Here is a 23243-nt window from a genome sequence, read left to right on the forward strand (position 1 = left end):
CAGAGCGGCGAAGATCGAGTCCCAGGGGGTTTCGACGAATTCGACCGGTACACCCAGCTTCTCGCCGACGGCCCGGGCGACGTCGACGTCATAGCCGACGAGCTCGCCGGTCGCCGGATCGTGGTAGCTGAATGGTGAGTAGACACCTTCGGTGCCGACCCGCAGCACACCGGCCGATTTGATCGGGTCGTCACCGGCATCGCCGGATGAGCCGCAGGCGGCGACACCGGCGATGACCAGGACACCGAGGAGGGCGGCGAGCAGCACCTGCCGAAGATTTCCGAACACGGCCGGACCGTAGCAACGCTTGCCCGCCGGGAACAGGGTTTCGCTCACACCGGGCGGTATACCCAGGGTGCGCGCGGTAACACCGCGGGGTCGAACTCGGTGAGCATGTCGGCCACGGTCCGGGCCCGGTAGCCCAGCGAGGCGGAGATCAGACCGATCGCCTGCTCGACACCCAGTTCGGCCAGCGTGACCGCACCGTCGCGTTTCGCGAGCCGTTGTCCCTCGGCGTTGAGCACCAGCGGAACGTGGGCGTAGCTTGCCGGCGGATAACCCAACAGCCGCGCCAGGTAAGCCTGGCGGGGTGAGGACGACAGCAGGTCGTCACCACGCACCACCTGGTCGACTCCCTGGGCGGCATCGTCGACCACGACGGCCAGGTTGTAGGCGGTCACCCCGTCGCCGCGGCGCAGCACGAAATCGTCGACCAGCCCCGTGAATTCACCGTGTAGCAGGTCGTCGACCGTGAACGGCTTGTTGTCGCTGCGCAATCGCAGGGCCGGGGGCCGGTCGTGGTCGGGTGGATGTGCGCGGTCCCGGCAGGTCCCCGGATAGGCGCCCTCCGGGGTGTGCGGGGCACGCGGTGCGGACAGGATGTCCTTTCTGCTGCAATAACATTCGTAGACCAGCCCGCGTTCGGTCAGCTCGGCGATGACGGCGTCGTACCGGTCGGTGTGCGCGGTCTGGTATTCCGGCGGGTCATCGGAGGTGACGCCGATCGCGGCCAGATCCGCGAGTTGACGGACGGCGATATTGCCGAACGTCCGATCGTCGAGATCCTCCACCCGGATCAGGAACCGCCGCCCCGTCGACCGGGCGAACAACCAGGCCAACACTGCGGTGCGCAGGTTGCCGATGTGCAGGTCGGCCGACGGGCTCGGCGCGAACCGGCCCGCACCGGGTGGGCGGGTCATGCAGGCAATTTAACCCCGGCGCGGGCTTGTTCGACACATTCGGCCCAGCGGTGCGCGCCGGGGGCGTGCACTCCGGACGGCCCCGCGAACGCACTGGAGATCACCAGGTCGGGACGTTCGTGGGCGAGTACCCGCAGGCTGCTGACCAGCGCCGCGGGGTCGCTGTAGCCGGGCAGATTGCCGGCGAACCAGTCGCCGTCCTCCCCGAGGATCACCGTGTCGCCGGTGAACAGGTAGCTCTGACCGTTGGCGCCGGGCACCAGATAGCTGGTGCTGCCGGGGGAGTGGCCCGGCGTCGGGATGACCTCGATACCGTTCGCGTCGACATGGCGTGTGGACAGCACGAAATCGATCGGCGCGTGCTTGCCGATGGTGTCGGCCTCGGCGGCCGGGGCGTGCAACCGCGCGCCAAACCGTTCGGCGATGCGGGCCAGCTGCGGGCCGGCCTCGTCCTGATGGGACAGGTACTGGTGGGTTATGCCGCCGAGGCCCGCGATGTCGTCGAAATCGGCGTCGGTGGCCGTGCTGTAGAACAGCACGTTGCCTTCCTTGCCACCGGTCCACAGGTAGCCGTGGGTGGTCAGGCCGGGAAACGGGTTGTCGGTTCGGGTCTCCCACAGGTCGGTGCGGATCTGCCGCATAGGGGCCTCCTTTTTTGCTGGGTCAGCGTCTTGCATCCCAGCCTGCAACCGCAACCAAGGTTGAGGTCAAGTGAGTTTTGGGAGAATTTCGCTGAGGCGGAAGGTCGTCGGTGTCTCCAACTGCTCGAAGGTGCAGGTATGTGGGTCGCGGTCTGGCCGCCAGCGGCCGAACTGGGCGGTGTGCCGGAATCTGAGTTGTCCCCCGTCGCTTCGCTCGCCCACGGGGCGCCCTTCCATTCGGTCGTACTTGGCTTCCACCACACGTTCCGGTCGCAGTGGGACGAAGGACAGGCTCTTGTCAGGGTTCCAGCGGGAGTTGGTGTTGTGGGTCGTATCGGCGGGCATGTGCGCCGCCCAGTTCCATGGGTGATCGTTGAATGTGGTTACTAGTGGCTGTAATTCGGTGTACAGGTCCCGCCTCTTGGCCATCGGGAAGGCGCCGATCACCCCGACCGAGGCCAGCGTGCCATCGGGGCGGTACAGCCCGAGCAGCAAAGATCCCACCGCCTCGGGCTCGGACTTGTGCGGTCGGTATCCGGCGACCACACAGTCCGCGGTGCGGGAATGCTTGACCTTGAACATGACTCGTTTGTCTGGTCGGTAGACGCCGTCGAGCGGTTTGGCGATCAGACCGTCGCAGCCGGCACCCTCGAACTCGGTGAACCACCGCGCCGCGACCACGGGATCGGTGGTCGCCGGGGTGAGGTGGAAGACCGGGCCGGCGCCGTCCAGCGCCTGCGCCAACGCCGCGCGGCGCTCGGCGAACGGGCGCGAGGTGTAATCCATGTCGCCGAGGGCCAGCAGATCGAAGGCAACGAATGCCGCCGGGGTTTCGATCGACAGTTTCGCCACCCGCGACGCCGCCGGATGCAGTCGCAGCTGTAAGGCCTCGAAGTCCAGCCCGGACTCGCCGGCGATGATGATCTCACCGTCGATGACGCACCGCGGCGGCAGTTCGGTGAGCGCCGCGCCCACCAGCTCGGGAAAGTATCGGGTCAACGGGCGCTCGTTGCGGCTGCCCAACTCCACCTCGGCGCCGTCGCGGAACAGGATGGAACGGAACCCATCCCATTTGGGCTCGTACGAGGCCCCGGCGGGGATCTCCGCGACGGGTTTGGCCAGCATCGGCGACACCGGCGGTGTGATGGGCAATCGCATCGTGCTCCAAGATAGAGGTATGGACACCGGCGATTTCTGGTCAGCGGCTGACAACCACCTGGTGCGCTACGGCGCGGCGTTCGTCCCGCGCATCATCAGCCGGGCCCAGGGTGCACACGTGTACGACGAGACCGGCGCGGCGATGCTGGACTTCACCTCCGGCCAGATGAGCTCGGTCCTCGGCCATTCGCACCCCGACGTGGTGGCATGCGTCAACCAATCGATGGCCACCCTGGACCACCTGTACAGCGGCATGCTCAGCCGACCCGTCGTCGAGTTCGCCCAGACCCTGGCCGGCACGCTGCCCGGCACGCTGCCCGGCTCGCTGAGCAAGGTGCTGCTGCTCACCACCGGTGCGGAGTCGAATGAGGCGGCCCTCAAGATGGCCAAGCTTTACACCGGCCGTTACGAGGTGGTGTCCTTGGACCGGTCGTGGCACGGGATGACCGCGGGCGCCACATCGGCCACGTTCAGTGCCGGCCGGCGCGGTTATGGGCCGCCGATGCCGGGCAACCTGACGCTGCCGACCCCGAACGCCTACCGATCCCCGTTCCGGCACGCCGACGGCAGCTACGACTGGGCAGCAGAGCTCGACTACGGGTTCGCGATGATCGACGCCCAGTCGGCGGGCAGCCTGGCCGCCTGTCTGGTGGAGCCGATCCTGAGTTCCGGCGGCATCATCGAGCCCCCGCTCGGTTATCTTCGCCGGCTCAAAGAACTGTGTGCCGAGCGCGGGATGCTGTTGATCCTCGACGAGGCCCAGACCGGGCTGGGCCGCACCGGCACCATGTACGCCTTCGAACGCGACGGGGTGGTGCCCGACCTGCTGACGCTGTCCAAGACATTGGGCGCCGGACTCCCGGTCGCGGCGGTGGTCACCAGTGCCGAGATCGAAAGTGTCTGCCATGAACGGGGTTTCCTGTTCTTCACCACTCACGTGTCCGATCCGCTGGCCGCGGCCGTGGCGCTGACGGTGCTCACCGTCGTGGAACGTGACAGGCTGGTCGAACGGGCGGCGCGGCTCGGTGCGCGGCTGCGGGCCGGACTTGCCGGTATGCAACAGCGTTACGAGCAGGTCGGCGATATTCGTGGCCGTGGTCTGCTGCAGGGTATGGAACTCGTCGCCGATAAGGCGAGTAAGGCACCGGCCGATGCGCTGGGTGCCGAGGTGACTGCGGCCTGCCTCAAGCGCGGGCTGCACATGAACATCGTCCAGCTGCCGGGGATGGGTGGAATCTTCCGGATCGCCCCGCCGCTGACCATCGCCGAGTCCGAACTCGACGAGGGGCTGGAGATTCTCGACGACGCGTTGGGCAGCGTGCTCTAGCGTCGCAGTTCCTCGCGGATGGCGGTGACGAAGTGGTCGACATCCTCGGCGGTGGTGTCCCATGCAGTCATCCAGCGCACCTCGCCGCGTGCTCGGTCCCAGTCGTAGAACCGGACCCGCTCGCGGATGCGGTCGGCCACCTCGTTGGGAATCGTCGCGAACACCGCGTTGGCCTGGGTCGGCTGGCTGAAGGCCAAGCCGGGTAATACGGCCTGCTCCAATGACTCTCGCAACCGTTGGGCCATCGCATTGGCATGCTGGGCGCTGCGCAGGCCGAGGTCGTCGTCGAACAGGCTGAGCAACTGTGCCGAGGCGAAGCGCATCTTGCTGGCCAGTTGCATCGATAGCTTGCGCAGGTACACCAAACCCTCGGCGCGCTCCGGGGCGAGCACCACCACGGCCTCGGCGCCGAGCAGGCCGTTCTTGGTGCCACCGAGACTCAGCACATCCACCCCGACGTCGGTGCTGAACTCTCGGAACGAAAGTCCGAGTGCTGCAGCGGCATTCCACAACCGGGAACCATCGGTGTGGACCGCCATGCCGTGCCCGTGCGCGTAGTCGGCGATCGCCCGGATCTCGTCCCGGGTGTAGATCGTGCCGAGTTCGGTGGTCTGGGTGATGCTCACCGCCAGGGGCTGCGCACGGTGCTCATCGCCCCAGCCGAAGGCCTGCCGGGCGATGAGCTCTGGGGTCAGCTTGCCGTCCGGGGTGGGAACGGTGAGCAGCTTGTGGCCCATCACCCGCTCCGGGGCACCGGCCTCGTCGGTGTTGATATGGGCGGTCTCCGCAGCGATCACCGCACCCCAGCGCGGCAACATGGCGGTCAGCCCGACCACATTGGCGCCGGTGCCGTTGAACACCGGAAACGTCTGCGCAGCGGGGCCGAAATGATGGCGTACCACCTCCGCCAGGCGAGCGGTGTACGCGTCCTCGCCGTAGGCGATCTGATGACCTCCATTGGCCGCCGCGATCGCGGCGAGGGACTCCGGATGGATCCCGGCGTAGTTGTCGCTGGCGAAGCCGCGGTGGTGCTGGTCGTGAAGCGTGGGTACAGGCACGCAACCCATCCTGCACTTACCGCTACCCGGTAGGCGACGTTGGCCGCTGGCACCGTCGAAATGCCGCCGCAACGGGACGACCATCGAAGACACGATGCCCGGACCGGAAGGACCCCACGATGACCACCAACCCGACCGTGATCCAGTACGTACTTCGGCGGCTCAAGGACATCGGCGTCACCGATATCTTCGGGGTCCCGGGCGATTATGCCTTCCCGGTGGAGGACGCCATCCTCGCCGACCCGGACATCGAGTGGGTCGGCTGCTGCAATGAACTCAATGCCGCCTACGCGGCCGACGGATACGCCCGCATCAAGGGTGTCGGTGCCGTCAGCACCACCTTCGGTGTCGGTGAACTGGGCGCCATCAGCGGGATCGCCGGCGCCTTCGCCGAACATCTTCCGGTCTTCCACCTGGTCGGGATGCCGACTCAGACCGCGCAGGCCGAGCATGCACTGGTCCATCACACCCTGGGCACCGGTCAGTTCGACCTGTTCCGGCAGATGGCCGATCACGTGGTAGGCGCCAGCGCGATCCTCACCCCGGCCAACGCCGTCGCCGAGACCGAACGCCTGATCGCCGAGGCGCTCGGCAACCGCCGCCCCGTCTACCTGGCGTTTCCCAGCGATATCGTCGACGAACCGGTCATTGCCTGGGCGGGTCCACTGGATCGGCCGGGCAGTCAACCGGCCGTGCTGGCCGCCGCCGTCGCCGCCGTCGTCAAGGCACTCGATGCGGCAGACTCGGCGGTCATGCTTCCCGGGCTGCTGATCCGGGGTCTGGGTTTGCAGGCCGCGGCGACCGCCGTCGTCGAACGCGCCGGCATCCCGTACGCCACCATGTTCGCCGACAAATCTGTTCTCGGGGAACAACATCGGCAGTACATCGGGATGTATGACGGCACGCTGATGGACGAGGATGTCCGCGCTTTTGTCGAGTCCGCCGATACCGTTCTGCTCGTCGGCACCCGGCAGACCGATTTCAACACCGGCGCCTTCACCTCCGGATTAGAACAAAGCCGCCTCATCGACATGGGTCTGCACAGCACGACCGTCGGCACCACGGTGTACCGCGATGTCCAGATGGCCGACGTGCTACGCGGTGTCGCCGCCAAGGTCGACCATCGTGACCGCGTTCCCGAGATCCGGCCGGCGGGGGTGGGGCCGATCATCGACGCCGAGACCATCACGGCCGAGGCGTTGTATCCGCGGTGGGCCGAATTCCTGGAACCCGGCGATGTTGTTGTCGCCGAAACCGGTACCTGCTCAATGGGTCTGGCGTTCGCGCAGTTGCCCGAGGGCGCAGAGTTCCACAATCAGACATTATGGGGTGCCATCGGTTGGGCAACTCCGGCAGCCTTCGGAGCAGCGGTCGCGGCCCCGCAACGGCGGATCGTGTTGATCACCGGCGAGGGATCACACCAGTTGACCGCCCAGGAGATCGGTCAGTTCCACCGGCGTGGTCTGACCCCGGTGGTGTTCGTGCTCAACAACTCCGGCTATCTGATCGAACGGATGCTGTGTGCCGATCCGGCCAGCGCCTACAACGATGTCGCACGGTGGAACTACGCCGAGTTGCCACACGCTTTGGGCTGTGAGGATTGGTTCACCGCCACGGTGCGTACACCGGCGGAACTGGATATGGCAATGAAGGTCGCCGGCGACAAATACACGGCCGCCTATATCGAGGTGATCACCGAACCCTACGTTTCCCCGGAGTTGCCGCTCAAGCTGCACGACAGCCTGGCGACGCTGTATCACCTGAGCTGATCGGACACCGAAAGATGCTGGGCCAGTAACTTGCCGGCATTACGGATATGGGTGGCCATCGCGGCACGTGACTGCTCGGCGTCGCCGGTTCGCAGGCTTTCGATGATCTGGCGGTGATCGTGCGCGGACGCCTCGGGCCAACCCTCGACCGCGGCGAAGAACTTCCGCGGCGCGAATGCCAGGGTCCGCTTGAGCAGCCACTGGATGCGGCGGGCACCGGCGGTCCGGTAGATCGTCGAGTGGAACTGGTGGTTGAGTCGTTCGACCGAGTCGTAATCGTGTTGGGCCGCCGCCTTTTCGAGCTGGTCCTGGATGCCCTCCAGCGAGGCGATGGTCTCGGGACCGCACACCGTGGCCGCGCGTGCCGCCAACTCGCCGCCGAGCAGCGCCTGCGCGTCGTAGATGTCGCCGACGTCCTCACTGGACAGCGCGGAGACGGCGAAACCACGCCGGGGTTCGACGGTCAGGAAGCCCTCGCTCTGCAGTTGCAGGAGTCCTTCGCGGGCGGGTGTGGCGCTGATCCCGAGATCTTCGGCAACCATTTCGGGCCGGATGAACTCGCCGCCGGCGAGCTGCCCGGAAATGATGAGCTCGCGAACGTGGTGGGCGGCGATATCACTGAGCCGCTGCGGCCCACGAGGTTTGGGTCGTTGCGTCGCCCCGTCTACCGCCATCAATCGACTATATTCTATTGTCGCGTGATAAGGCTTCAACGAGCCGATCGGCGAGATCGCCCGGATGCGACAGCATCGCCATATGACCGCCGGGCATCACCTCGGGTTCGACACCCAGACGCTGCGCCACCGTACGACGCATGAACGGTTCGGGAAAGAAACGGTCGTCGGCGAACAGTACGAACCGCGTCGGGACCTGCGGAAGCGCATCGCCGGGCCAGGGGGCGGCCATCGGCGTTTCCGACTGATCACGCTCCACCACGCCCGCGACCACCGCCGGATCGACGCCGTTGTAGAACAGCGCATCCATGTCGTCAGGGTCGTACCCGCCTGCCTGCGCTGCGGCGCGTTGCGCCTCGGCGCAGCCGGTGGCCTCCCACCAATCGCCGGGCGGTTCGCCCAGGCGGGGGATCACCGCCGAGACGTACACCAGGGCGGCGGCATCAACCCGTGGGCAGGCCAGTGCACCGGTGAACCCACCCAGGGAGTGTGCGACCACCACCGGCGCTGTCCCGTCGTCGGGGCACTGGGCGGCCACCGCGTCGGCATAGGTCAGTAGGTCCGCGGAATCGTCTTCGCACGGTAGGTCGATCGGCACCCCGTGATGGCCACGCGCGGCCAACTCGGTCACCACGGACTGCCAGTACGACGGGTCGGACCCGCCGCCGGGTATGAGCAGGAAGTTTGTCACTCGATTGGCTCCCGGGATGCGTCGATCTGTTCGCGCAGGATATCGCCGTGGCCGGCATGCCGGGCGAACTCCTGGATCATCAGGAGCAGCGTCGCACGCATGCTGACCACGCCCTCGCGCGGATTGTGTTTGGTGGCATCGAGATCGAATCCGGCTGCGATCTCGCGGGAGCGCGCACCGGCACGCTCGAACTCGGCGATGACATCGGCCAGCGTCTCGCCCGCGTCGACGCTGAAGGTGCCCTCGTCGCGCCGCGAGTAGCCATCGCATTGCGACTCGTCCAGACCCGCCCAGAACCGTTGGAACCAGATACGTTCCGCGGCAGCGGCATGCTTGATCAACGAGATGGGGGTGGTCAGGGACGAGACGAGTCGGCGGCGGGCATCGTCGTGGGACAACCCGCGCACGGTGTCCACGAGCGCTGCGCGGTTGCTGTCGAGCATGTGGTCGAGAAGTGTTCGTTCATCGCCATTGGTGATCAAGGTGTTCGCTCCGTAACAGGGGTGCATGGGGCAGACCTCGGCGCAATGCCGAGGTCATGCGGGGGAGAGGTGCCGAAGCTTCGGCGAGAATGACGAGCCGTCACGCGGCCGCCTGCCACGAGTATGGAACGCCGACGCCCCGCTGTAAACCCTGGAGTGGAACTTAGACGGCCTTGGTTGGTCGAGTTTCGTTGCCGCCAAAGGCATTCACCAGTTCGGGAACAACGCGTAGATGTGTCTGCAGCACGCTGACGCACGTGTCGGCATCGTGGTTCTGCAGCGCGGCGATCAGCTCGTGGTGTTCACGTTCGATGGTGGCCAGCCGTTCCGGCGCCTCGATGAGGGTGCGGGTGCCCAGCCGGACCTGCCGGGGCTGCAGCGCGTCATACATGTCGGCGATGACGGAATTGCGTTGGTGCCGCACGATCGCGGCGTGAAAGACCTGATCGAGTTGGGCGAACCGGTTCCAGTCGCGGGCCCGGCCGGCCTCGTCCATCCCGGTGATCAGCGCAGCCAACGCCTCCGGTGCCCCCGCGCGGCGCAGACAGATGGTGCGCAGCGCGTCGGACTCCAGGAGAAACCGGGCCTGGTAGATCTCGCTCATCTCGACCGCGGTGAGAACCCGCACCTGGGCACCGCGTCGGGGCATCAGGTCGATGAAGCGTTCGACCTGCAGGCGTTGCAGTGCTTCGCGGACCGGAGTGCGGGAGGTGTTGACCCGCTCGGCCAACGCCACCTCGTCGAGGAACTCTCCCTCGGCGTAGTCGCCGCGCAGGATCGCATCGCGGATCTGCTCGTAGGCCCGTTGCCCCGCGGAGGTGCGGGCCGGCCGCACCGAGGTGCCGGGCGTTGGTGAGGACATAGCTGCCATTCAACCATTTACACGTTGTGCATTTTTCATGTATACAAGGTGTCCACAAGTTGTGTTTTTTAGTTCGGCCAGGAGGCAGCCCAGGATGACAGAGCCTGCAAGCACGGCGACCACGCCGGATCCACACACCGCGATCTGGCTCACCGAGCCCTCGGCGGCGTCGGTCGAGATGGGGCGCCTGGCCGGTTACGACACCGTGGTGCTCGACATCGAGCACGGCTGCTTCGACCTGCGTGAACTCGACGCACTGATCCCGTTCATCCGGGCGAAGGGCATGCGCGTCATCGCCAAGGTGCTGGGCCCGGAGCGCGGCCCGATCCAGCAGGCCCTCGACTTAGGTGCCGACGCGGTAGCCATCCCGCATATCGAGTCCGCCGAGCACGCGGCCAAGATCTGCGGTTTCGCGAAGTTCCCGCCGCTGGGTGACCGGTCCTTTGCCGGTGGCCGGACCTCCGATTACCGCGGATTCAGCGATGACTGGGTCGCAGCGCAGGACCGCAACACCCACTGCTACCCGATGATCGAGGATGCCTCGGCGTTCGACGAGATCGACGCCATCCTGGCGCTGCCGGTGGTCGACGGCATCTTCATCGGCCCGTCGGATCTGTCACTGCGCCGCGACCGCGGTGCCTACTCGGTCACCGACGCCGACCTCGCCGATATCGCCCGCCTGGCCCGCGCCGCGCGGGCCGCCGGTAAGCCGTGGGTGCTGCCGGCCTGGAGCCCCGCCGAGCAGAAGCTCGCGATCGCCGAGGGTGCGCATACGATCGTCGCCTCGATGCAGTACGGCGCCATGCTGGCCGGTTTCACCGCCACCCGGCAGAACCTGCGCGATTTCCAGGCCGAAGTGGGGAGCACCCGATGAACCTGACCGCCGCGATCGCCCAGTTCGCCCCGTCCGAGGACAAGGCGGCGAACCTCGACACCATGATCGGCCTGCTCGGGCAGGCCGCTGCCCGGGGTGCACAGCTCGTCGTGCTGCCCGAGTACGCGATCTTCACCGTCCCGGCGATGGACGACCGCTTCGTCGCCAGTGCCGAACCGCTCGACGGCCCGTCGGTGGCCCGGCTGGCCGCGGCATCGGCCGAGCTCAGACTGGCGGTCATCGCCGGGATCAACGAGTCCGGTCCGGACGGCAAGATCCACAACACCTTGGTCGGTATCCAGGACGGGCAGGTGGCCGCGGTGTATCGCAAGGTGCACCTGTACGACGCGTTCGGTTACCGGGAGTCCGACCGGGTGATCGCCGCGGACCCGTCGACCCCGCAACTGCTGGAGATCAACGGGTTCAAGATCGGCATGCAGACGTGTTACGACCTGCGTTTCCCGGAGACGACCCGCACCCTCGTCGACGCCGGTGCCGATGTCATCGCGCTGCCCGCCGAATGGGTGCCCGGTCCGCTCAAGGAGTACCACTGGAACACGCTGCTACGGGCGCGGGCGATCGAGAACACCGTCTATGTGCTTGCGGCTGACCAGATCTCGCCGGCCGGATCGGGTAACAGTGTCATCCTCGATCCGATGGGAATCCCGCTGGCCGCACTCGGCGAGGTGGCCGGCGTCGGTGTGGCGCTGCTGGAACGCGACCGCATCGACCATGTCCGCACCATCAACCCGGCCCTGACGCTGCGGCGTTACCGGGTCACCCCGGGGGCCTGAGATGCTCCCGGCACGGCGCGCGGCAGCGGTCGCGCTGGCCGCGCTGACCACGTCGGCACTGGTGTCCTGCGCCCAGCGTGACGGCGAGTACGTCCTGCACTACACGACGTACTCGTCGCCGACCTCGGACCAGTCCCTCACCGTGCAGCGATGGGCCAAGGATGTCGAGGAACTCACCGACGGTGGTGTCCAGGTGCGGTTCCACTACTCGCAGAGCCTGGTCGGCGCCGACGAGTCGGTGCAGGCCACGTTGGACGGCCGGGCCGACCTGGCACAGGTCGGATCTCTGTACGCCGCTTCCGATCTGGCGATGTACACCGTTATCGAGCTGCCCTTCGAGACCAAGAATCCCGAGGTGCAGATGACGGCCATCGACCGCCTCTACAACGAGAATGACACCTACCGTGACGATTTCGACCGCCAGGGTGTCAACCTGCTGTTCCCGCTGCCGCTCGGCATCGCGGTGGTCGGACTCCAAGAACCTGCCGCGGTCCCCGACGAGCTGGCCGGCCGCAGCATCCGGTCGGGCGGGCTGACCTCGGAGGCGCTGCTCACCGTCGGCGCCAACCCCGTCGCGATGACGGCCACCGACGTCTACGAATCCATGGAACGTGGTGTCGTCGATGGCTATACGTCGCTGGCCATCGCCAACCTGCCGACCTTCGGCCTCGCGCGGAACACGCCGTATCTCGTCGACCCGGGCATCGGCAGTTACGGATCGTCGATCGTGGTGATCAACTCCGAACTGATGGCCGGCATGCCGCAGGAGTACCAGGACGCCCTGGCGCAGGCCTCCGAGAACGCCATCGCCACCGGCCTGGAGGAGATGGACAAGCTGGGCAATCGCGCATGTGAGGAGCTCACCGAGTCCGGTACCGAGCTGTCCTCGATGCCCGACGACGCGGTGCAGGCCTGGAAACAGCAGTCCGGCATCGCCGATCAGTGGGTCGACCGATACACCGAACGCGGTTACGACGCCGCGGGCGTGCTCGCCGACTACCGCCGGATCGTCGACGAGGAATCCGCGCGGTCGAACTATGCCGATCCGTTCATCGCATGTCTGGAAGGGCAGAACCGATGAGTGAGGAAATCACCCTGCCGCGCGCGCTGAGCCTGTTCATCCGGGGTCTCGGCATTGCCGCCGGCGTGCTGTTGCTGTTGATCATCCTGCTGACCGTCGCGGACGTGATCAGCCGGAACCTGCGCGACCGTTCGATCGTCGGCACTGTCGACATCACGACCATGCTGTTGGTCGCCACCGCCTATCTGGGCTTGGCCTCGGCCGAGGCCGACGGACGCCACGTGTCCGTCGAGCTCATCGAGAACCGGTTGGGAGCCCGTGCGCGACTGGTCTTCTCGGGTATCCGCGCGGCGCTGCTGGTCGGTCTGGGCGCACTGACGACGTGGGGGCTGACCGAAGTGCTGATCAGTGCCGCCGAACGTGGTGAGACGACCAACGACATCCTGCGGTTGCCCACCTGGCCGGCCAAGGTCGTCCTGCTGATCTCCTTCGCGGCGTTCTTCGTCGTCGCCGTCTGGCGGGAGTTCCTCACCTTCGCGGCCACCCGCGCCGAACAGAGCGGAGCGATCCGATGACCGCCACCACCATCGGTGCACTGATCGTCGTGCTGGTGCTGTTCTTCGGGCTGCTGGCGATCCGGCTGCACGTAGGTCTGGCGCTGATGCTGTCGGCGCTGGTCGGTGTGCTGATCCTGCGCGGCACCGGAGCCGGCGTGAGCACGGTCTCGAATCAGCCGTTCTCCACCGCCGCCGAGTACTCGCTGACCATCATCCCGCTGTTCATCGTCATGGGTGTGTTCGCGGTCAAGGCGGGGCTGGCGCAGGCCGCCTTCGACCTGGCCACCTCTGCGTTCCGCAAGCTCCCGGGCGGCCCCGCGCTGGCGTCGCTCGCGGGATCGGGCATGTTCGCCGCGGTGACCGGCTCCAGCGTGGCCACCGTGGCCACCATGGCCCGGGTGTCCACCGATGCGATCGTGCGGGCCGGCTACAACATCCGGCTTGCCGCGGGGGTCGTCTGCGCCGGCGGGACGCTGGGTGTGCTCATCCCGCCGTCGATCGTGCTGGTGCTCTATGGCGTGGTGACCGAGGAGAGCATCGGGCAGCTGCTCATCGCCGGCATCGGGCCCGGGTTGCTCACCATCGCGGTGTACGCCGTGACCATCATGTCGCTGGTGGCCTGGCAGCGGCGCCGGGTGGCCGACCGGGCCGATGCGCTCGTCGGCACCGGGTCCGGCTCGGCCACAACGGATGTCGATGACGAGGCCGAGCCGACCGCACGCGATATCACCGGCGTGCTGTACCTGATCGTCATCTTCGGGGTGTCGGTCGGCACGATCTACCTGGGTGTGGCCACCCCCACCGAGGCGGCCTCGTTCGGTGCCTTCGCCGCACTGATCATCCTGCTGCTGCGCTCCCGGCCCTCGGCATGGCTGCGCAATATCGAGGAGTCGCTACGCGAGGCGGTCGGCCTGACGGCGATGACCTTCCTGCTGATGGTCGGCGCCGGGGTGTTCACCTACGTGCTGGCCCTCAGTGGCGCGAGCACCTCGCTGGTGAATGCGGTGACGGCCGCGGACCTGCCGCCGTACGTGGTGCTGGTGGCCTGTCTGGCGGTGCTGTTGCCGCTCGGGATGTTCCTCGACGGCATCTCGATGATCCTGATCGCCGCGCCGCTGCTGCACCCGATCCTCACCGGCTACGGGTTCGACGGCATCTGGATCGGTGTGTTGATCGTGAAGGTCGCCGAGATGGCGCTGATCACCCCGCCGGTGGGCATGAATGCGTTCGTCTACTCCGGAGCGGTCCGCGAGGCCGGGCTGGACCGGGTGTTCCGCGGCATCGTGCCGTTCGTGGTGGCCGATCTGGTGGTCGTCGCGCTGCTGATCGTCTTTCCGGAGGTCATCACCTTCCTGCCGTCGATGTCCGGGGCGAAGTAGCCGGTGCGATGAGATTGCCCACCGAACCGGGTCTACGTGACTATGGAGCTCATGGACCTCCCGGTCATGCCCCCGCTGGAACCGATGCTGGCCAAGGCCGCCACCAAGGTGCCCGACGATCCCGGCGCGTGGTCGTTCGAACCCAAATGGGACGGCTTCCGGGCCGTGGTGTTCCGCTCCGGCGACGACGTCGTGTTGCTCTCCCGCAGCGGCAAGGATCTGGGCCGCTACTTCCCGGAGGTCATCGACGCCGTCCGTGATGAGCTCGCACCCCGGTGTGTGCTCGACGGGGAGATCGTTGTCCCGCGCGTCATCGCCGACCGGACCCGGCTGGACTGGGAGTCGTTGAGCCAGCGCATCCACCCCGCCGAGAGCCGCATCAACAAGCTGTCCGCCGAGACCCCGGCGCATTTCATCGGTTTCGACGCACTCGCGGTGGGGGACATCTCGCTGATGGCCGAACCGTTCCGTGAGCGCCGCCGGCACCTGCTCGACGCGGTGCGCCAGAAGCAGTGGTGCCACGTCACCCGTACCACCGAGGACGCCGAACTCGGCGCGCGGTGGCTGCAGGAGTTCGAGGGCGCGGGACTGGACGGTGTGATCGCCAAACGTCTGGACGGGCCGTATCTGCCGGGCAAGCGGGAGATGATCAAGGTCAAACACCATCGCGATGCCGACTGCGTGGCCATCGGCTACCGGATCCACAAGAGCGGCGATGGTGTGGGATCGATCCTGCTCGGCCTGCACCGCGAGGACGGTGAACTGCAGATGGTCGGCGGCGCAGCATCATTCACGGCGAAAGCCCGTCTGACGTTGTTGGCGGATCTGGAACCCTTGCGCATCGGTGACGATGTCCGCGACGGGGATCCGAGTCGGTGGAATTCCGCGGCCGACAAGCGCTGGATCCCGGTGCGGCCGGAGAAGGTGTGCGAGGTCGCCTACGACCAGATGGAGGGCAACACCGGGGCGGTGCGGTTCCGGCACGCGGTGAAATTCCTGCGCTGGCGTCCGGACCGGGACCCGTCGAGCTGCACCTTCGAGCAGCTCGACGTGCCACTGAACTACGACCTGCGTGACGTGTTGGCCGGGGCGAGCGAAGCGACGGGAAATGGGAAAGGGGCGTGAAATGGCATCCACGGCAACAGAACTCGATGTCGACGGCGTCAAGGTTCGTTTGACCAGCCCGGACAAGCCGTACTTCCCGAAGCTCGGCGCGGCGGGTACCAAGGGCAAGGTCGTGGACTACTACCTGGCCGTCGCAGGGCCGATGGTGGCGTTGTTACGGGACCGCCCGGTGCACCTGCAGCGTTTCCCGGACGGTATCGAGGGGGAGGAGATCTACCAGAAGCGGGTGCCCCAGAAGCATCCCGACTATCTGGAAACCTGCACCGTCACCTTCCCGTCCGGTCGCACCGCCGACGCGCTGAAGGTCACCCACCCGTCGGCCATCGCCTGGGCGGCGCAGATGGGCACCATCACCGTGCACCCGTGGCAGGTGCGCTGCCCCGACACCGAACATCCCGACGAGCTGCGCATCGACCTGGACCCACAGCCCGGCACCGGCTTCACCCAGGCCCGCGAGATCGCGGTCGATGTCCTCAAACCGGTACTCGACGAGCTGGGTCTGGTCGGCTATCCCAAGACCTCGGGCGGGCGCGGGGTGCACGTGTTTGTGCGGATCCGGCCCGACTGGGATTTCATCGCGGTGCGCCGCGCCGGTATAGCGTTGGCCCGGGAGGTCGAGCGGCGGGCTCCCGACGCGGTGACCACCAGTTGGTGGAAAGAGGAGCGCGGCGAGCGGTTGTTCATCGATTACAACCAGAACGCCCGGGACCGCACCTTCGCCTCGGCGTACTCGGTGCGCAAGACGCCGATCGCCACGGTGTCCATGCCGTTGAGCTGGGCTGAGCTCGCCGACGCCGACCCCGATGACTACACCATCACGACCGTGCCCGGGATCGTCGCCGACCGGGCCGATCCGTGGGCGGGAATCGACGACACCGCACACTCGCTGGCGCGCCTACTCGAGCTGGTGGCCGCCGATGAGTCCGAGCGCGGTCTCGGTGATCTGCCGTACCCGCCGAGTTATCCGAAGATGCCGGGCGAACCGCCACGGGTGCAGCCGAGCAAGAAGGTCGCCGAGCACTGGGATGCCGACGGGAACCGCGTCGCCGATTAGCGGAAAGGCACGACTCCGGCGCCGACGAGTTCCGCCGGCTCGGACTTGAGATGGTTGGCCGCACTCGAGGCGACCGCGACGGAGCTGAACTCGACCGCGCCGAGCAACAGCAGCGGCCACAGCGTGGCGGCCACCGCGCTGAGCACCAAGCCGTGCGAGGCCGGGCTGTTGGGGTCGTTGAGTCGCCGGCTGGCCACATAGACGATCGCTGTACTGACAACCCAACCGATCAGGTACGCGACGACTGTCGTCTGGACCACGGTGTCTCCCCCCTTCATCGGCGGGTCGGATTGTGCGAACCACAAGCCTGGGCGCTGATGTTCAGCTAAATGTAACCTCCGCCCGATCATGGCGGAAGACCTGGAAGCGCTCCAGGTTTGCCACCATTTGCCAGGTCAAGGACCATAAACGCGGCCCAGCAACTTCACAGGTGGTTGCCAGAGCGGGGTCGTTTGTTAGCCGAGGCTAACCCGCCGCGCGGCCCCTCGAAAGGCCACCTTCGGACGGCTCGGACGGGTACCGGCGGTCCCGGATACGGGCCCGGCGGCCGGCGCAATCGGCCCGGTCGGGTGCCTCGGCGAGGTGCCCCCGAGCACTCGGGTGGTATCGCATGGGCCGTATCGGCAAGGCCCCTGGTGGCCGGTGTGGACCGGGCGCCGCCCCTCGATAGCCCGACCGGCACTGGGTATTTGCTGGGCTTTTTGGTTGTCGTGCGCTGCCCGTTCGCCTCGGCGGACTGGTGGCGCGGCCGGCCGTTGCTCATCGCCGCGCGCGCATGACCGCGTCGGTTGCCCGGGCGCGTGCACGTAACGTGAACGATGCCGGGAGTTGACGCCGAAACGGGCAAACTCGCGCCGAGGCGTTCGACCGGCACCCGGCAAACGGCGGGGCGGTGTGTCCGCCGACACAGTTCGGGCGCAATTGTCGCGGTTGTCACTACCTGTCGCCGATGTCGCGGCGAGCAACTCCGCAAAGTCGACGCCGGGGTGCGATCCGAATATTGTTGAAACTTCATCGTGACACGTGTCGTGCAGGTTTCTGAGCAGTTGCACAGCGAAGAATCGGCGAAATACGACCCGAACGGGGCTCAGGCACCAGGCGTCAGCGTTGCCTTGCCGAGGCGGTGTTGGCCGGCGCGGTCGACCCATGTCAGCTCGATGACATCACCGGGATAGTGCCGGTCCAGAACTTGGGTGAGGTTGTTGGCGGACTCGATCGGCGTGCCGTCGATGGTGAGGATGACATCACCGTTGGCCAGCCCGGCACCCGCGGCGGGACCACCGGCCATCACCTCGTGGACCAGGACCCCGGGGAAGGACTCGTGCTGCTCGGCATTGCTCACGCCGACGCCCAGCAGGGTCGGCGGGCCGATGTGCACGGTGTCCGACGGGATGCGGGACCGGATCTGGTTGGCGATGTTCATCGCATCGTTGATCGGAATTGCGTAACCCTCGCCGCCCGGGCCCATCCGGAAGTTCACCGAGGCCGCCGTCGTCACGCCCACCACTTCTCCGGCAGCGTTGACCACCGGCCCGCCGGAGTCACCGGCGCGCACGGGTGCGGCGAACTCGATCAACCCGGCCATCTCGGTCGCGGTGCCGCTCAGTTCGTCCTCGGCGCTGATGGTCCGTCCGAACGCGGTGACCGTGCCGAACTCGCGGGTCAGCGCGCGGGCACTGCCCTGTGCGTTGCCGATCGCCACAACCGGCGCACCGACGGCCAGTTGGGCGGGATCGCCCAGCGGTGCGACCGGCAGCCCACCGGCGCCGCGCAACTGCAGGACGGCGATGTCGCGGCCGCGGTCATAACCCACGATGTCGGCGCCGAAGGTGCCGCCACCCACCGCCGCATTGATGACATCGGCGCCCTGCACCACGTGATAATTGGTGAGCACCTGGCCGCGGGGATCGAGAACGATCCCTGTCCCGGTGCCGAGTAGGTGTTGGTAGTCCACGACGGTGTCGATGCGGACCACCGAGGGTTCCACCCGGTCCGCCGCGGGGGTCAGATCGACGGGTTCGGCCCAGGCGGTGGCCGGGGCGGCGAGCAGGGCCAGCGACAGGGCGGTGGACAGCACCGTGAACGACCGCCGAACTCGGACTATCCCCATATGCCGCCCATTCGCCGCCTTCCGCCCCCCAGAGGTGTCCCTATCAATATTGGCGGTGGCAGCGCGAACTGTCGACGCCAATGCGCGCAGGGTGTGTCAGCCCTCGGTCGCGACGCCGCCGCGGGTGCGAATACGACGGGTCTTGCCGCTGGGGCGGTGGTTACGCAGTTTGCCCTCGTCAGCCGACTTTTCCTCGGCCGGTTCGGCGTCTGCGACCGGGTCGGAGGCGTCGGCGACCACCGTCTCTTCGACGGGGTCATCGGAATCCTCGGAATCCTCGGTTTCGGGTTCGGAATCCTCGGTTTCGGCGGCATCCGACTCGTCCTCGGCCGTGCTTCGGCCGCGCGGTTCGGGCTTGAGCTTGAGCGGTTTCGGCGGCGGTGGCGGCAATTCGGCCACGAACGCCAGGTAGAAGGCGAACGCACCGAGCAGTGCCAGCGCCGCGGCGGCACCGTAGATGCCGAACAGCCACTGGCCGGCGTCGTCGAGGTCCAGCCAGATCTCGCTGATCCCGGCGCCCACGATGAGCAGCCCGGCCGCTACATGCCCGACGATCGACCACACCCGCAGTTGCAGCGCAAGCGTCGGCGTACCCAGTTCTGGTTTGCGGGTGCGTCGCAGCGTCAGCAGTACCGGCAGCGCGGTCAGGGCGATCAGCACCCCGCACACGATGCGCATGACGGTGCCCAGCGTCGTCGGCCACTGTCCGGTCAGTTCGAACCAGCGTGGCAGAACGAAGAGAAAGTAGAGGGCTCCGGCGATAACCAGCGACGATGCGTGCCACAGCGAGGCGATACCGCGTCGCATATCCCTCCTCGGCGAGTTTGTGGTCGGCGGGGCGTGACCTGGAATCGATCACCGGTCACGCCCCGGACCAACGGCGGAGGATAGGGGATTTGAACCCCTGAGGGCTGTTAACCCAACCCGCGTTCCAGGCGAGCGCCATAGGCCACTAGGCGAATCCTCCGTCGGCAATGGTAGCCGACTGACGGGAGACTCCCGACCACCCATGGTTCGGGGCGGGTACTACACTCGACAATCGGACCCCGCGCGGCGTCCATCCTGTGAACTCCCCCAGGGCCGGAAGGCAGCAAGGGTCAATGGGCTCTGGCGGGTGCGCGGGGTCCCCTTCATGTTCACAGCTTGTTGATAGCGTCTTTTTTTGAAAGGCCCTCAGTGTCGTTTGAGTCCCTCGGCCGTGACGAGCTGGCTGCGCAGCACGAGCTGCAAGAGCGTTGTTACGCCGAGTTGAAAGCCCAGGGCCTCGCGCTCGACCTCACCCGAGGCAAGCCGTCGCCCGCGCAGCTCGATCTCTCCAACGCGCTGCTGGAATTGCCCGGCTCCACCGCGTTCCGAGATGCCGAGGGCACCGACACCCGCAACTACGGCGGTCTGCACGGCCTGCCGGAACTGCGCGCCATCTTCGGCGAGCTGCTCGGCATCCCGGTGCCCAATCTGATCGCCGGTAACAATGCCAGCCTGGAGTTCATGCACGACGCGGTGGTGTTCTCGCTGCTGCACGGCGGCGTCGACTCGCCGCGGCCGTGGTCCCAGGAACCCGGCGTCAAATTCCTCTGCCCGGCACCGGGTTATGACCGGCACTTCGCGATCACCGAGAGTTACGGCATCGAGCTGATCCCGGTGCCGATCCACGAGGACGGTCCCGATGTCGACCTCATCGAGGAACTGGTCGCCCACGATCCGGCGGTCAAGGGCATGTGGTGTGTGCCGGTGTACTCCAACCCCACCGGCGCCACCTACTCCTGGGAGAAGGTCCGCCGGCTCGTGCAGATGCACACCGCCGCGCCCGATTTCCGGATCTTCTGGGACAATGCCTATATCGCGCACACCCTGACACCGGAGTTCGTCGAGCCGATCGACATCCTCGGGCTGGCGGCCGACGCCGGCAACGCCAACCGACCGCTGGTGTTCGCCTCCACGTCCAAGATGACCTTCGCCGGGGCCGGGGTGAGCTTCTTCGGTGGCTCGCAGGACAACATCGCGTGGTACCTGCAGCACGCCGCGAAGAAGTCGATCGGCCCGGACAAGGTCAACCAGCTGCGGCACCTGCGGTTCTTCGGTGACGCCGACGGCGTGCGCCGGCACATGCAGAAGCACCGCGAGCTGCTGGCGCCGAAATTCGCGCTGGTCGCCGAGATCCTCCAGGACCGTCTCGGCGACTCGAAGATCGCCTCCTGGACCGATCCCAAGGGTGGTTACTTCGTCAGCCTCGACGTGCTGCCCGGCACCGCCAAGCGGACCATCTCGCTGGCCAAGGAGGCCGGAATCGCCGTCACCGCCGCGGGAGCGGCGTTCCCGTCCGGAAATGACCCCGAGGACAAGAACATTCGGATCGCCCCGAGCTTCCCCTCGGAGTCCGACCTGCGTTCGGCGATCGACGGTCTGTCGACGTGTGCGCTGCTGTCGGCCACCGAAGCGCTGCTGGCGCGCGACTAGTCAGCCCCGCTGGGTAACCTGGGCGACCGTGGCGCTCTACCGCAAGTACCGACCCGCTAGCTTCGCCGAGGTCGTCGGCCAGGAGCATGTCACCGCACCGCTGTCGACCGCGCTGTCGGCCGGCCGCATCAACCACGCCTACCTGTTCTCCGGGCCGCGCGGCTGCGGTAAGACATCGTCGGCTCGCATCCTGGCCCGTTCGCTCAACTGCGAACAGGGCCCCACCCCGACGCCGTGCGGGGTGTGCGACTCGTGCGTGGCGCTGGCGCCCAACGGGCCCGGCAATGTCGACGTCGTCGAACTGGACGCCGCCAGCCACGGCGGTGTGGACGACACCCGGGAACTGCGGGACCGGGCGTTCTACGCGCCGGCCCAGTCGCGATACCGCATCTTCATCGTCGATGAGGCGCACATGGTCACCACGGCCGGCTTCAACGCGCTGCTCAAGATCGTCGAGGAGCCACCGGACCACCTGATCTTCGTGTTCGCCACCACCGAACCGGAAAAGGTATTGCCGACCATCCGGTCTCGCACGCATCACTATCCGTTCCGGCTGCTGGCCCCCAAGACGATGCGGGGGCTGTTGGAGCGCATCTGCGCCGACGAGGGCGTGACGGTTGACGACGCCGTCTACCCGCTGGTGATCCGCGCCGGTGGCGGCTCGCCGCGCGACAGCCTGTCGGTGCTGGACCAGTTGGTCGCCGGCGCCGACGGCAACCGGGTGGTCTACCAGCGGGCACTCTCGCTGCTGGGCGCCACCGACGTGGCCTTGATCGATGATGCCGTCGATTCACTCGCCGCCGGGGACGCCGCCGCCCTGTTCGGCGCCGTCGAAGCAGTCATCGACGCGGGCCACGACCCCCGCCGGTTCGCCACCGATCTGCTCGAACGTTTCCGCGATCTCATTGTCATGCAGGCGGTTCCGGACGCTGCCGACCGCGGTGTGGTCGATGCACCGGAGAGCGTGCTGGACCGCATGCGCGAGCAGTCCGGCCGGCTCGGGGCGGCCACCCTGGCCCGGTATGCCGAGGTGGTGCACGCCGGTCTGGGGGAGATGCGCGGCGCCACCGCACCGCGGTTGCTGCTGGAGGTGGTGTGCGCGCGGTTGCTGCTGCCCTCGGCCCATGACACCGAATCGGCGCTGCTGCAACGTATCGAGCGCATCGAGACCCGGCTCGACATGGCCATCCCCGCCGCGATGCCCGGTGCGGCCACGGCCGAGGCGCCACCGGCCCCGGCCCGCCAGTTCGTCCGGGCCAGTCGTGCGCAGGCCGCTCAGACCGAGACTGCACCACCTCCGCCACCACCGCCACCACCGGCGCCCCCGCCCAGGCCCGAACCACAGCCGGAGCCGGTTCCCGAGCCCGAACCGGCTCCCGAACCGGAGCCCGCGCCCCGACCACTGCCGCAGCCCGAACCCGCCCCGGCGCCCGAACCGGTGACACCACCTCCGCCGGCTCCGACGCCGGCACCGGTTCCCGAGCCTGAGCCGGCGCCCGCCCCGGCGCTGGGTCAACCCGACGCGGCCGCGGTTCGATCGATGTGGGATACGGTGCGCGAGAAGGTGAATGCCCGCAGCAAGCCGGTGAACGCCATGCTCGCCGACGCGATTGTGCGCGCCGTCGACGGTGACGTGCTGGTCCTCAGCCACCGAGCCCCACCGCTGGCCAAGCGTCTCAACGAAGCCCGCAATGTCGATGTCATCCGCGAGGCGCTCAAGGATGCCCTCGGGGTCAACTGGCAGATCCGCTGTGTGCCGGATACCGGCGAGCCGGCACCGTCGGACGCCGGATCTGCGGCCAAGCCCGATCCGGCAGCCGAGGAGGAGCGCATGCTGGCCGAGGCCAGCGCCGATACTTCGGAAGTGTTGCGCCGGGACCCCGAGGAAGTGGCGATCGAGTTGCTGCAGACCGAGCTGGGTGCCCGCCGCATCGAAAAGAGTTAGCTGACGAATCTATCGAGTCGGGTTAAGCTGTTTGCTCAATCCGAAGATAGTGAGAGGCTGTCAGTG

The 23243-nt window shown here is 67.3% G+C and carries 23 protein-coding genes, 1 tRNA gene and 1 other RNA gene; 12 read left to right on the forward strand and 13 right to left on the reverse strand.

Going from position 1 to position 23243, the window contains the following annotated elements:
- The 4 genes from ACLBYA_RS02415 to ACLBYA_RS02430 form a co-directional block, all read right to left on the reverse strand.
- The coding region (locus ACLBYA_RS02415; RefSeq protein WP_447708212.1) for a transporter substrate-binding domain-containing protein at positions 1 to 267 on the reverse strand (267 nt) is incomplete at its 3' end.
- Positions 268 to 332: 65 nt separating this feature from the next.
- A complete protein-coding gene (gene gluQRS, locus ACLBYA_RS02420) occupies positions 333 to 1199 on the reverse strand; it encodes a tRNA glutamyl-Q(34) synthetase GluQRS (RefSeq protein ID WP_447707780.1) in 867 nt (288 codons plus the stop codon).
- Complete coding sequence (locus tag ACLBYA_RS02425; RefSeq protein WP_447707781.1) at positions 1196 to 1840, reverse strand: MBL fold metallo-hydrolase; 645 nt, start codon at positions 1838 to 1840, stop codon at positions 1196 to 1198. The genes gluQRS and ACLBYA_RS02425 overlap by 4 nt, the downstream gene beginning before the upstream one ends.
- Positions 1841 to 1906: 66 nt before the next feature.
- Entirely contained in the window at positions 1907 to 2998 is a 1092-nt protein-coding gene (locus tag ACLBYA_RS02430; RefSeq protein ID WP_447707782.1) for an ATP-dependent DNA ligase, read from the reverse strand.
- Positions 2999 to 3017: 19 nt separating this feature from the next.
- Here ACLBYA_RS02430 and ACLBYA_RS02435 point away from each other — a divergent pair, with 19 nt between their 5' ends.
- Positions 3018 to 4325, forward strand: coding sequence for an aspartate aminotransferase family protein (locus tag ACLBYA_RS02435; protein ID WP_447707783.1), 1308 nt, complete (start codon positions 3018 to 3020; stop codon positions 4323 to 4325).
- Here the strand turns inward: ACLBYA_RS02435 and ACLBYA_RS02440 are convergent.
- Complete coding sequence (locus ACLBYA_RS02440; protein ID WP_447708213.1) at positions 4322 to 5392, reverse strand: threonine aldolase family protein; 1071 nt, start codon at positions 5390 to 5392, stop codon at positions 4322 to 4324. The two genes, ACLBYA_RS02435 and ACLBYA_RS02440, sit on opposite strands and share 4 nt — an antisense overlap.
- A gap of 110 nt (positions 5393 to 5502) precedes the next feature.
- Here ACLBYA_RS02440 and ACLBYA_RS02445 point away from each other — a divergent pair, with 110 nt between their 5' ends.
- Complete coding sequence (locus tag ACLBYA_RS02445) at positions 5503 to 7152, forward strand: alpha-keto acid decarboxylase family protein (RefSeq protein WP_447707784.1); 1650 nt, start codon at positions 5503 to 5505, stop codon at positions 7150 to 7152.
- On the opposite strand, the gene ACLBYA_RS02450 is transcribed toward ACLBYA_RS02445, so the two are convergent.
- The 4 genes from ACLBYA_RS02450 to ACLBYA_RS02465 all read right to left on the reverse strand — a co-directional run bounded on the left by ACLBYA_RS02450 (position 7140) and on the right by ACLBYA_RS02465 (position 9861).
- Positions 7140 to 7826 (reverse strand): GntR family transcriptional regulator, encoded by a 687-nt coding sequence (locus ACLBYA_RS02450; protein ID WP_447707785.1) that lies wholly within the window; start codon positions 7824 to 7826, stop codon positions 7140 to 7142. The two genes, ACLBYA_RS02445 and ACLBYA_RS02450, sit on opposite strands and share 13 nt — an antisense overlap.
- A 7-nt stretch (positions 7827 to 7833) precedes the next feature.
- The gene (locus ACLBYA_RS02455) at positions 7834 to 8517 is read right to left on the reverse strand and encodes an alpha/beta fold hydrolase (RefSeq protein ID WP_447707786.1); all 684 of its coding nucleotides are present in this window, start codon (positions 8515 to 8517) and stop codon (positions 7834 to 7836) included.
- On the reverse strand, positions 8514 to 8960 hold the full coding sequence (locus tag ACLBYA_RS02460) for a DinB family protein (RefSeq protein WP_447707787.1): 447 nt from the start codon (positions 8958 to 8960) through the stop codon (positions 8514 to 8516). Before ACLBYA_RS02460 ends, ACLBYA_RS02455 begins: the two co-directional genes overlap by 4 nt.
- 202 nt (positions 8961 to 9162) lie before the next feature.
- A complete protein-coding gene (locus tag ACLBYA_RS02465) occupies positions 9163 to 9861 on the reverse strand; it encodes a GntR family transcriptional regulator (RefSeq protein ID WP_447707788.1) in 699 nt (232 codons plus the stop codon).
- Positions 9862 to 9955: 94 nt separating this feature from the next.
- Between ACLBYA_RS02465 and ACLBYA_RS02470 the strand changes: the two genes are divergently transcribed.
- From ACLBYA_RS02470 to ligD, 7 genes are read left to right on the forward strand one after another with little or no spacing between them, the layout of a single operon-like run.
- Complete coding sequence (locus ACLBYA_RS02470) at positions 9956 to 10735, forward strand: HpcH/HpaI aldolase family protein (RefSeq protein WP_447707789.1); 780 nt, start codon at positions 9956 to 9958, stop codon at positions 10733 to 10735.
- The gene (locus ACLBYA_RS02475; RefSeq protein ID WP_447707790.1) at positions 10732 to 11529 is read left to right on the forward strand and encodes a carbon-nitrogen hydrolase family protein; all 798 of its coding nucleotides are present in this window, start codon (positions 10732 to 10734) and stop codon (positions 11527 to 11529) included. Before ACLBYA_RS02470 ends, ACLBYA_RS02475 begins: the two co-directional genes overlap by 4 nt.
- Before the next feature lies 1 nt (position 11530).
- Complete coding sequence (gene dctP / locus ACLBYA_RS02480; protein WP_447707791.1) at positions 11531 to 12610, forward strand: TRAP transporter substrate-binding protein DctP; 1080 nt, start codon at positions 11531 to 11533, stop codon at positions 12608 to 12610.
- Complete coding sequence (locus ACLBYA_RS02485; protein ID WP_447707792.1) at positions 12607 to 13125, forward strand: TRAP transporter small permease subunit; 519 nt, start codon at positions 12607 to 12609, stop codon at positions 13123 to 13125. Before dctP ends, ACLBYA_RS02485 begins: the two co-directional genes overlap by 4 nt.
- Positions 13122 to 14486, forward strand: coding sequence for a TRAP transporter large permease (locus tag ACLBYA_RS02490; RefSeq protein WP_447707793.1), 1365 nt, complete (start codon positions 13122 to 13124; stop codon positions 14484 to 14486). The genes ACLBYA_RS02485 and ACLBYA_RS02490 overlap by 4 nt, the downstream gene beginning before the upstream one ends.
- Before the next feature lie 42 nt (positions 14487 to 14528).
- The gene (locus ACLBYA_RS02495; protein ID WP_447708214.1) at positions 14529 to 15611 is read left to right on the forward strand and encodes an ATP-dependent DNA ligase; all 1083 of its coding nucleotides are present in this window, start codon (positions 14529 to 14531) and stop codon (positions 15609 to 15611) included.
- 1 nt (position 15612) lies between these two features.
- Positions 15613 to 16665 (forward strand): non-homologous end-joining DNA ligase, encoded by a 1053-nt coding sequence (gene ligD / locus ACLBYA_RS02500; RefSeq protein WP_447707794.1) that lies wholly within the window; start codon positions 15613 to 15615, stop codon positions 16663 to 16665.
- On the opposite strand, the gene ACLBYA_RS02505 is transcribed toward ligD, so the two are convergent.
- From ACLBYA_RS02505 to ACLBYA_RS02520, 4 genes are all read right to left on the reverse strand, one after another.
- The gene (locus ACLBYA_RS02505; protein ID WP_447707795.1) at positions 16662 to 16925 is read right to left on the reverse strand and encodes a hypothetical protein; all 264 of its coding nucleotides are present in this window, start codon (positions 16923 to 16925) and stop codon (positions 16662 to 16664) included. The two genes, ligD and ACLBYA_RS02505, sit on opposite strands and share 4 nt — an antisense overlap.
- Positions 16926 to 17752: 827 nt before the next feature.
- Positions 17753 to 18775, reverse strand: a complete 1023-nt coding sequence (locus ACLBYA_RS02510) for a S1C family serine protease (RefSeq protein ID WP_447707796.1) — start codon at positions 18773 to 18775, stop codon at positions 17753 to 17755.
- 96 nt (positions 18776 to 18871) lie between these two features.
- The gene (locus tag ACLBYA_RS02515; RefSeq protein WP_447707797.1) at positions 18872 to 19582 is read right to left on the reverse strand and encodes a hypothetical protein; all 711 of its coding nucleotides are present in this window, start codon (positions 19580 to 19582) and stop codon (positions 18872 to 18874) included.
- Between the two features lie 74 nt (positions 19583 to 19656).
- Positions 19657 to 19742, reverse strand: a tRNA-Ser gene (locus ACLBYA_RS02520).
- A 70-nt stretch (positions 19743 to 19812) separates the two neighbouring features.
- Between ACLBYA_RS02520 and ffs the strand changes: the two genes are divergently transcribed.
- The 3 genes from ffs (at position 19813) to ACLBYA_RS02535 (ending at position 23177) form a co-directional block, all read left to right on the forward strand.
- An RNA gene (gene ffs / locus ACLBYA_RS02525) (signal recognition particle sRNA small type) lies at positions 19813 to 19909 on the forward strand.
- Positions 19910 to 19951: 42 nt separating this feature from the next.
- A complete protein-coding gene (locus tag ACLBYA_RS02530; RefSeq protein WP_447707798.1) occupies positions 19952 to 21232 on the forward strand; it encodes an aminotransferase class I/II-fold pyridoxal phosphate-dependent enzyme in 1281 nt (426 codons plus the stop codon).
- Between the two features lie 28 nt (positions 21233 to 21260).
- Positions 21261 to 23177, forward strand: coding sequence for a DNA polymerase III subunits gamma/tau (locus ACLBYA_RS02535; RefSeq protein ID WP_447707799.1), 1917 nt, complete (start codon positions 21261 to 21263; stop codon positions 23175 to 23177).
- Positions 23178 to 23243 lie beyond the last annotated feature (66 nt).

The organism is Mycobacterium sp. C31M (assembly GCF_053345865.1).

Excerpts from the sequence above, each read along its gene's own strand:
- gluQRS (WP_447707780.1), bottom strand. The coding sequence starts at position 1,199 with ATGACCCGCCCACCCGGTGCGGGCCGGTTCGCGCCGAGCCCGTCGGCC.
- ACLBYA_RS02425 (WP_447707781.1), bottom strand. The coding sequence starts at position 1,840 with ATGCGGCAGATCCGCACCGACCTGTGGGAGACCCGAACCGACAACCCG.
- ACLBYA_RS02430 (WP_447707782.1), bottom strand. The coding sequence starts at position 2,998 with ATGCGATTGCCCATCACACCGCCGGTGTCGCCGATGCTGGCCAAACCC.
- ACLBYA_RS02435 (WP_447707783.1), top strand. The coding sequence starts at position 3,018 with ATGGACACCGGCGATTTCTGGTCAGCGGCTGACAACCACCTGGTGCGC.
- ACLBYA_RS02440 (WP_447708213.1), bottom strand. The coding sequence starts at position 5,392 with ATGGGTTGCGTGCCTGTACCCACGCTTCACGACCAGCACCACCGCGGC.
- ACLBYA_RS02445 (WP_447707784.1), top strand. The coding sequence starts at position 5,503 with ATGACCACCAACCCGACCGTGATCCAGTACGTACTTCGGCGGCTCAAG.
- ACLBYA_RS02450 (WP_447707785.1), bottom strand. The coding sequence starts at position 7,826 with ATGGCGGTAGACGGGGCGACGCAACGACCCAAACCTCGTGGGCCGCAG.
- ACLBYA_RS02460 (WP_447707787.1), bottom strand. The coding sequence starts at position 8,960 with ATGCTCGACAGCAACCGCGCAGCGCTCGTGGACACCGTGCGCGGGTTG.
- ACLBYA_RS02465 (WP_447707788.1), bottom strand. The coding sequence starts at position 9,861 with ATGTCCTCACCAACGCCCGGCACCTCGGTGCGGCCGGCCCGCACCTCC.
- ACLBYA_RS02470 (WP_447707789.1), top strand. The coding sequence starts at position 9,956 with ATGACAGAGCCTGCAAGCACGGCGACCACGCCGGATCCACACACCGCG.
- ACLBYA_RS02475 (WP_447707790.1), top strand. The coding sequence starts at position 10,732 with ATGAACCTGACCGCCGCGATCGCCCAGTTCGCCCCGTCCGAGGACAAG.
- dctP (WP_447707791.1), top strand. The coding sequence starts at position 11,531 with ATGCTCCCGGCACGGCGCGCGGCAGCGGTCGCGCTGGCCGCGCTGACC.
- ACLBYA_RS02485 (WP_447707792.1), top strand. The coding sequence starts at position 12,607 with ATGAGTGAGGAAATCACCCTGCCGCGCGCGCTGAGCCTGTTCATCCGG.
- ACLBYA_RS02490 (WP_447707793.1), top strand. The coding sequence starts at position 13,122 with ATGACCGCCACCACCATCGGTGCACTGATCGTCGTGCTGGTGCTGTTC.
- ACLBYA_RS02495 (WP_447708214.1), top strand. The coding sequence starts at position 14,529 with ATGGAGCTCATGGACCTCCCGGTCATGCCCCCGCTGGAACCGATGCTG.
- ligD (WP_447707794.1), top strand. The coding sequence starts at position 15,613 with ATGGCATCCACGGCAACAGAACTCGATGTCGACGGCGTCAAGGTTCGT.
- ACLBYA_RS02510 (WP_447707796.1), bottom strand. The coding sequence starts at position 18,775 with ATGGGGATAGTCCGAGTTCGGCGGTCGTTCACGGTGCTGTCCACCGCC.
- ACLBYA_RS02515 (WP_447707797.1), bottom strand. The coding sequence starts at position 19,582 with ATGCGACGCGGTATCGCCTCGCTGTGGCACGCATCGTCGCTGGTTATC.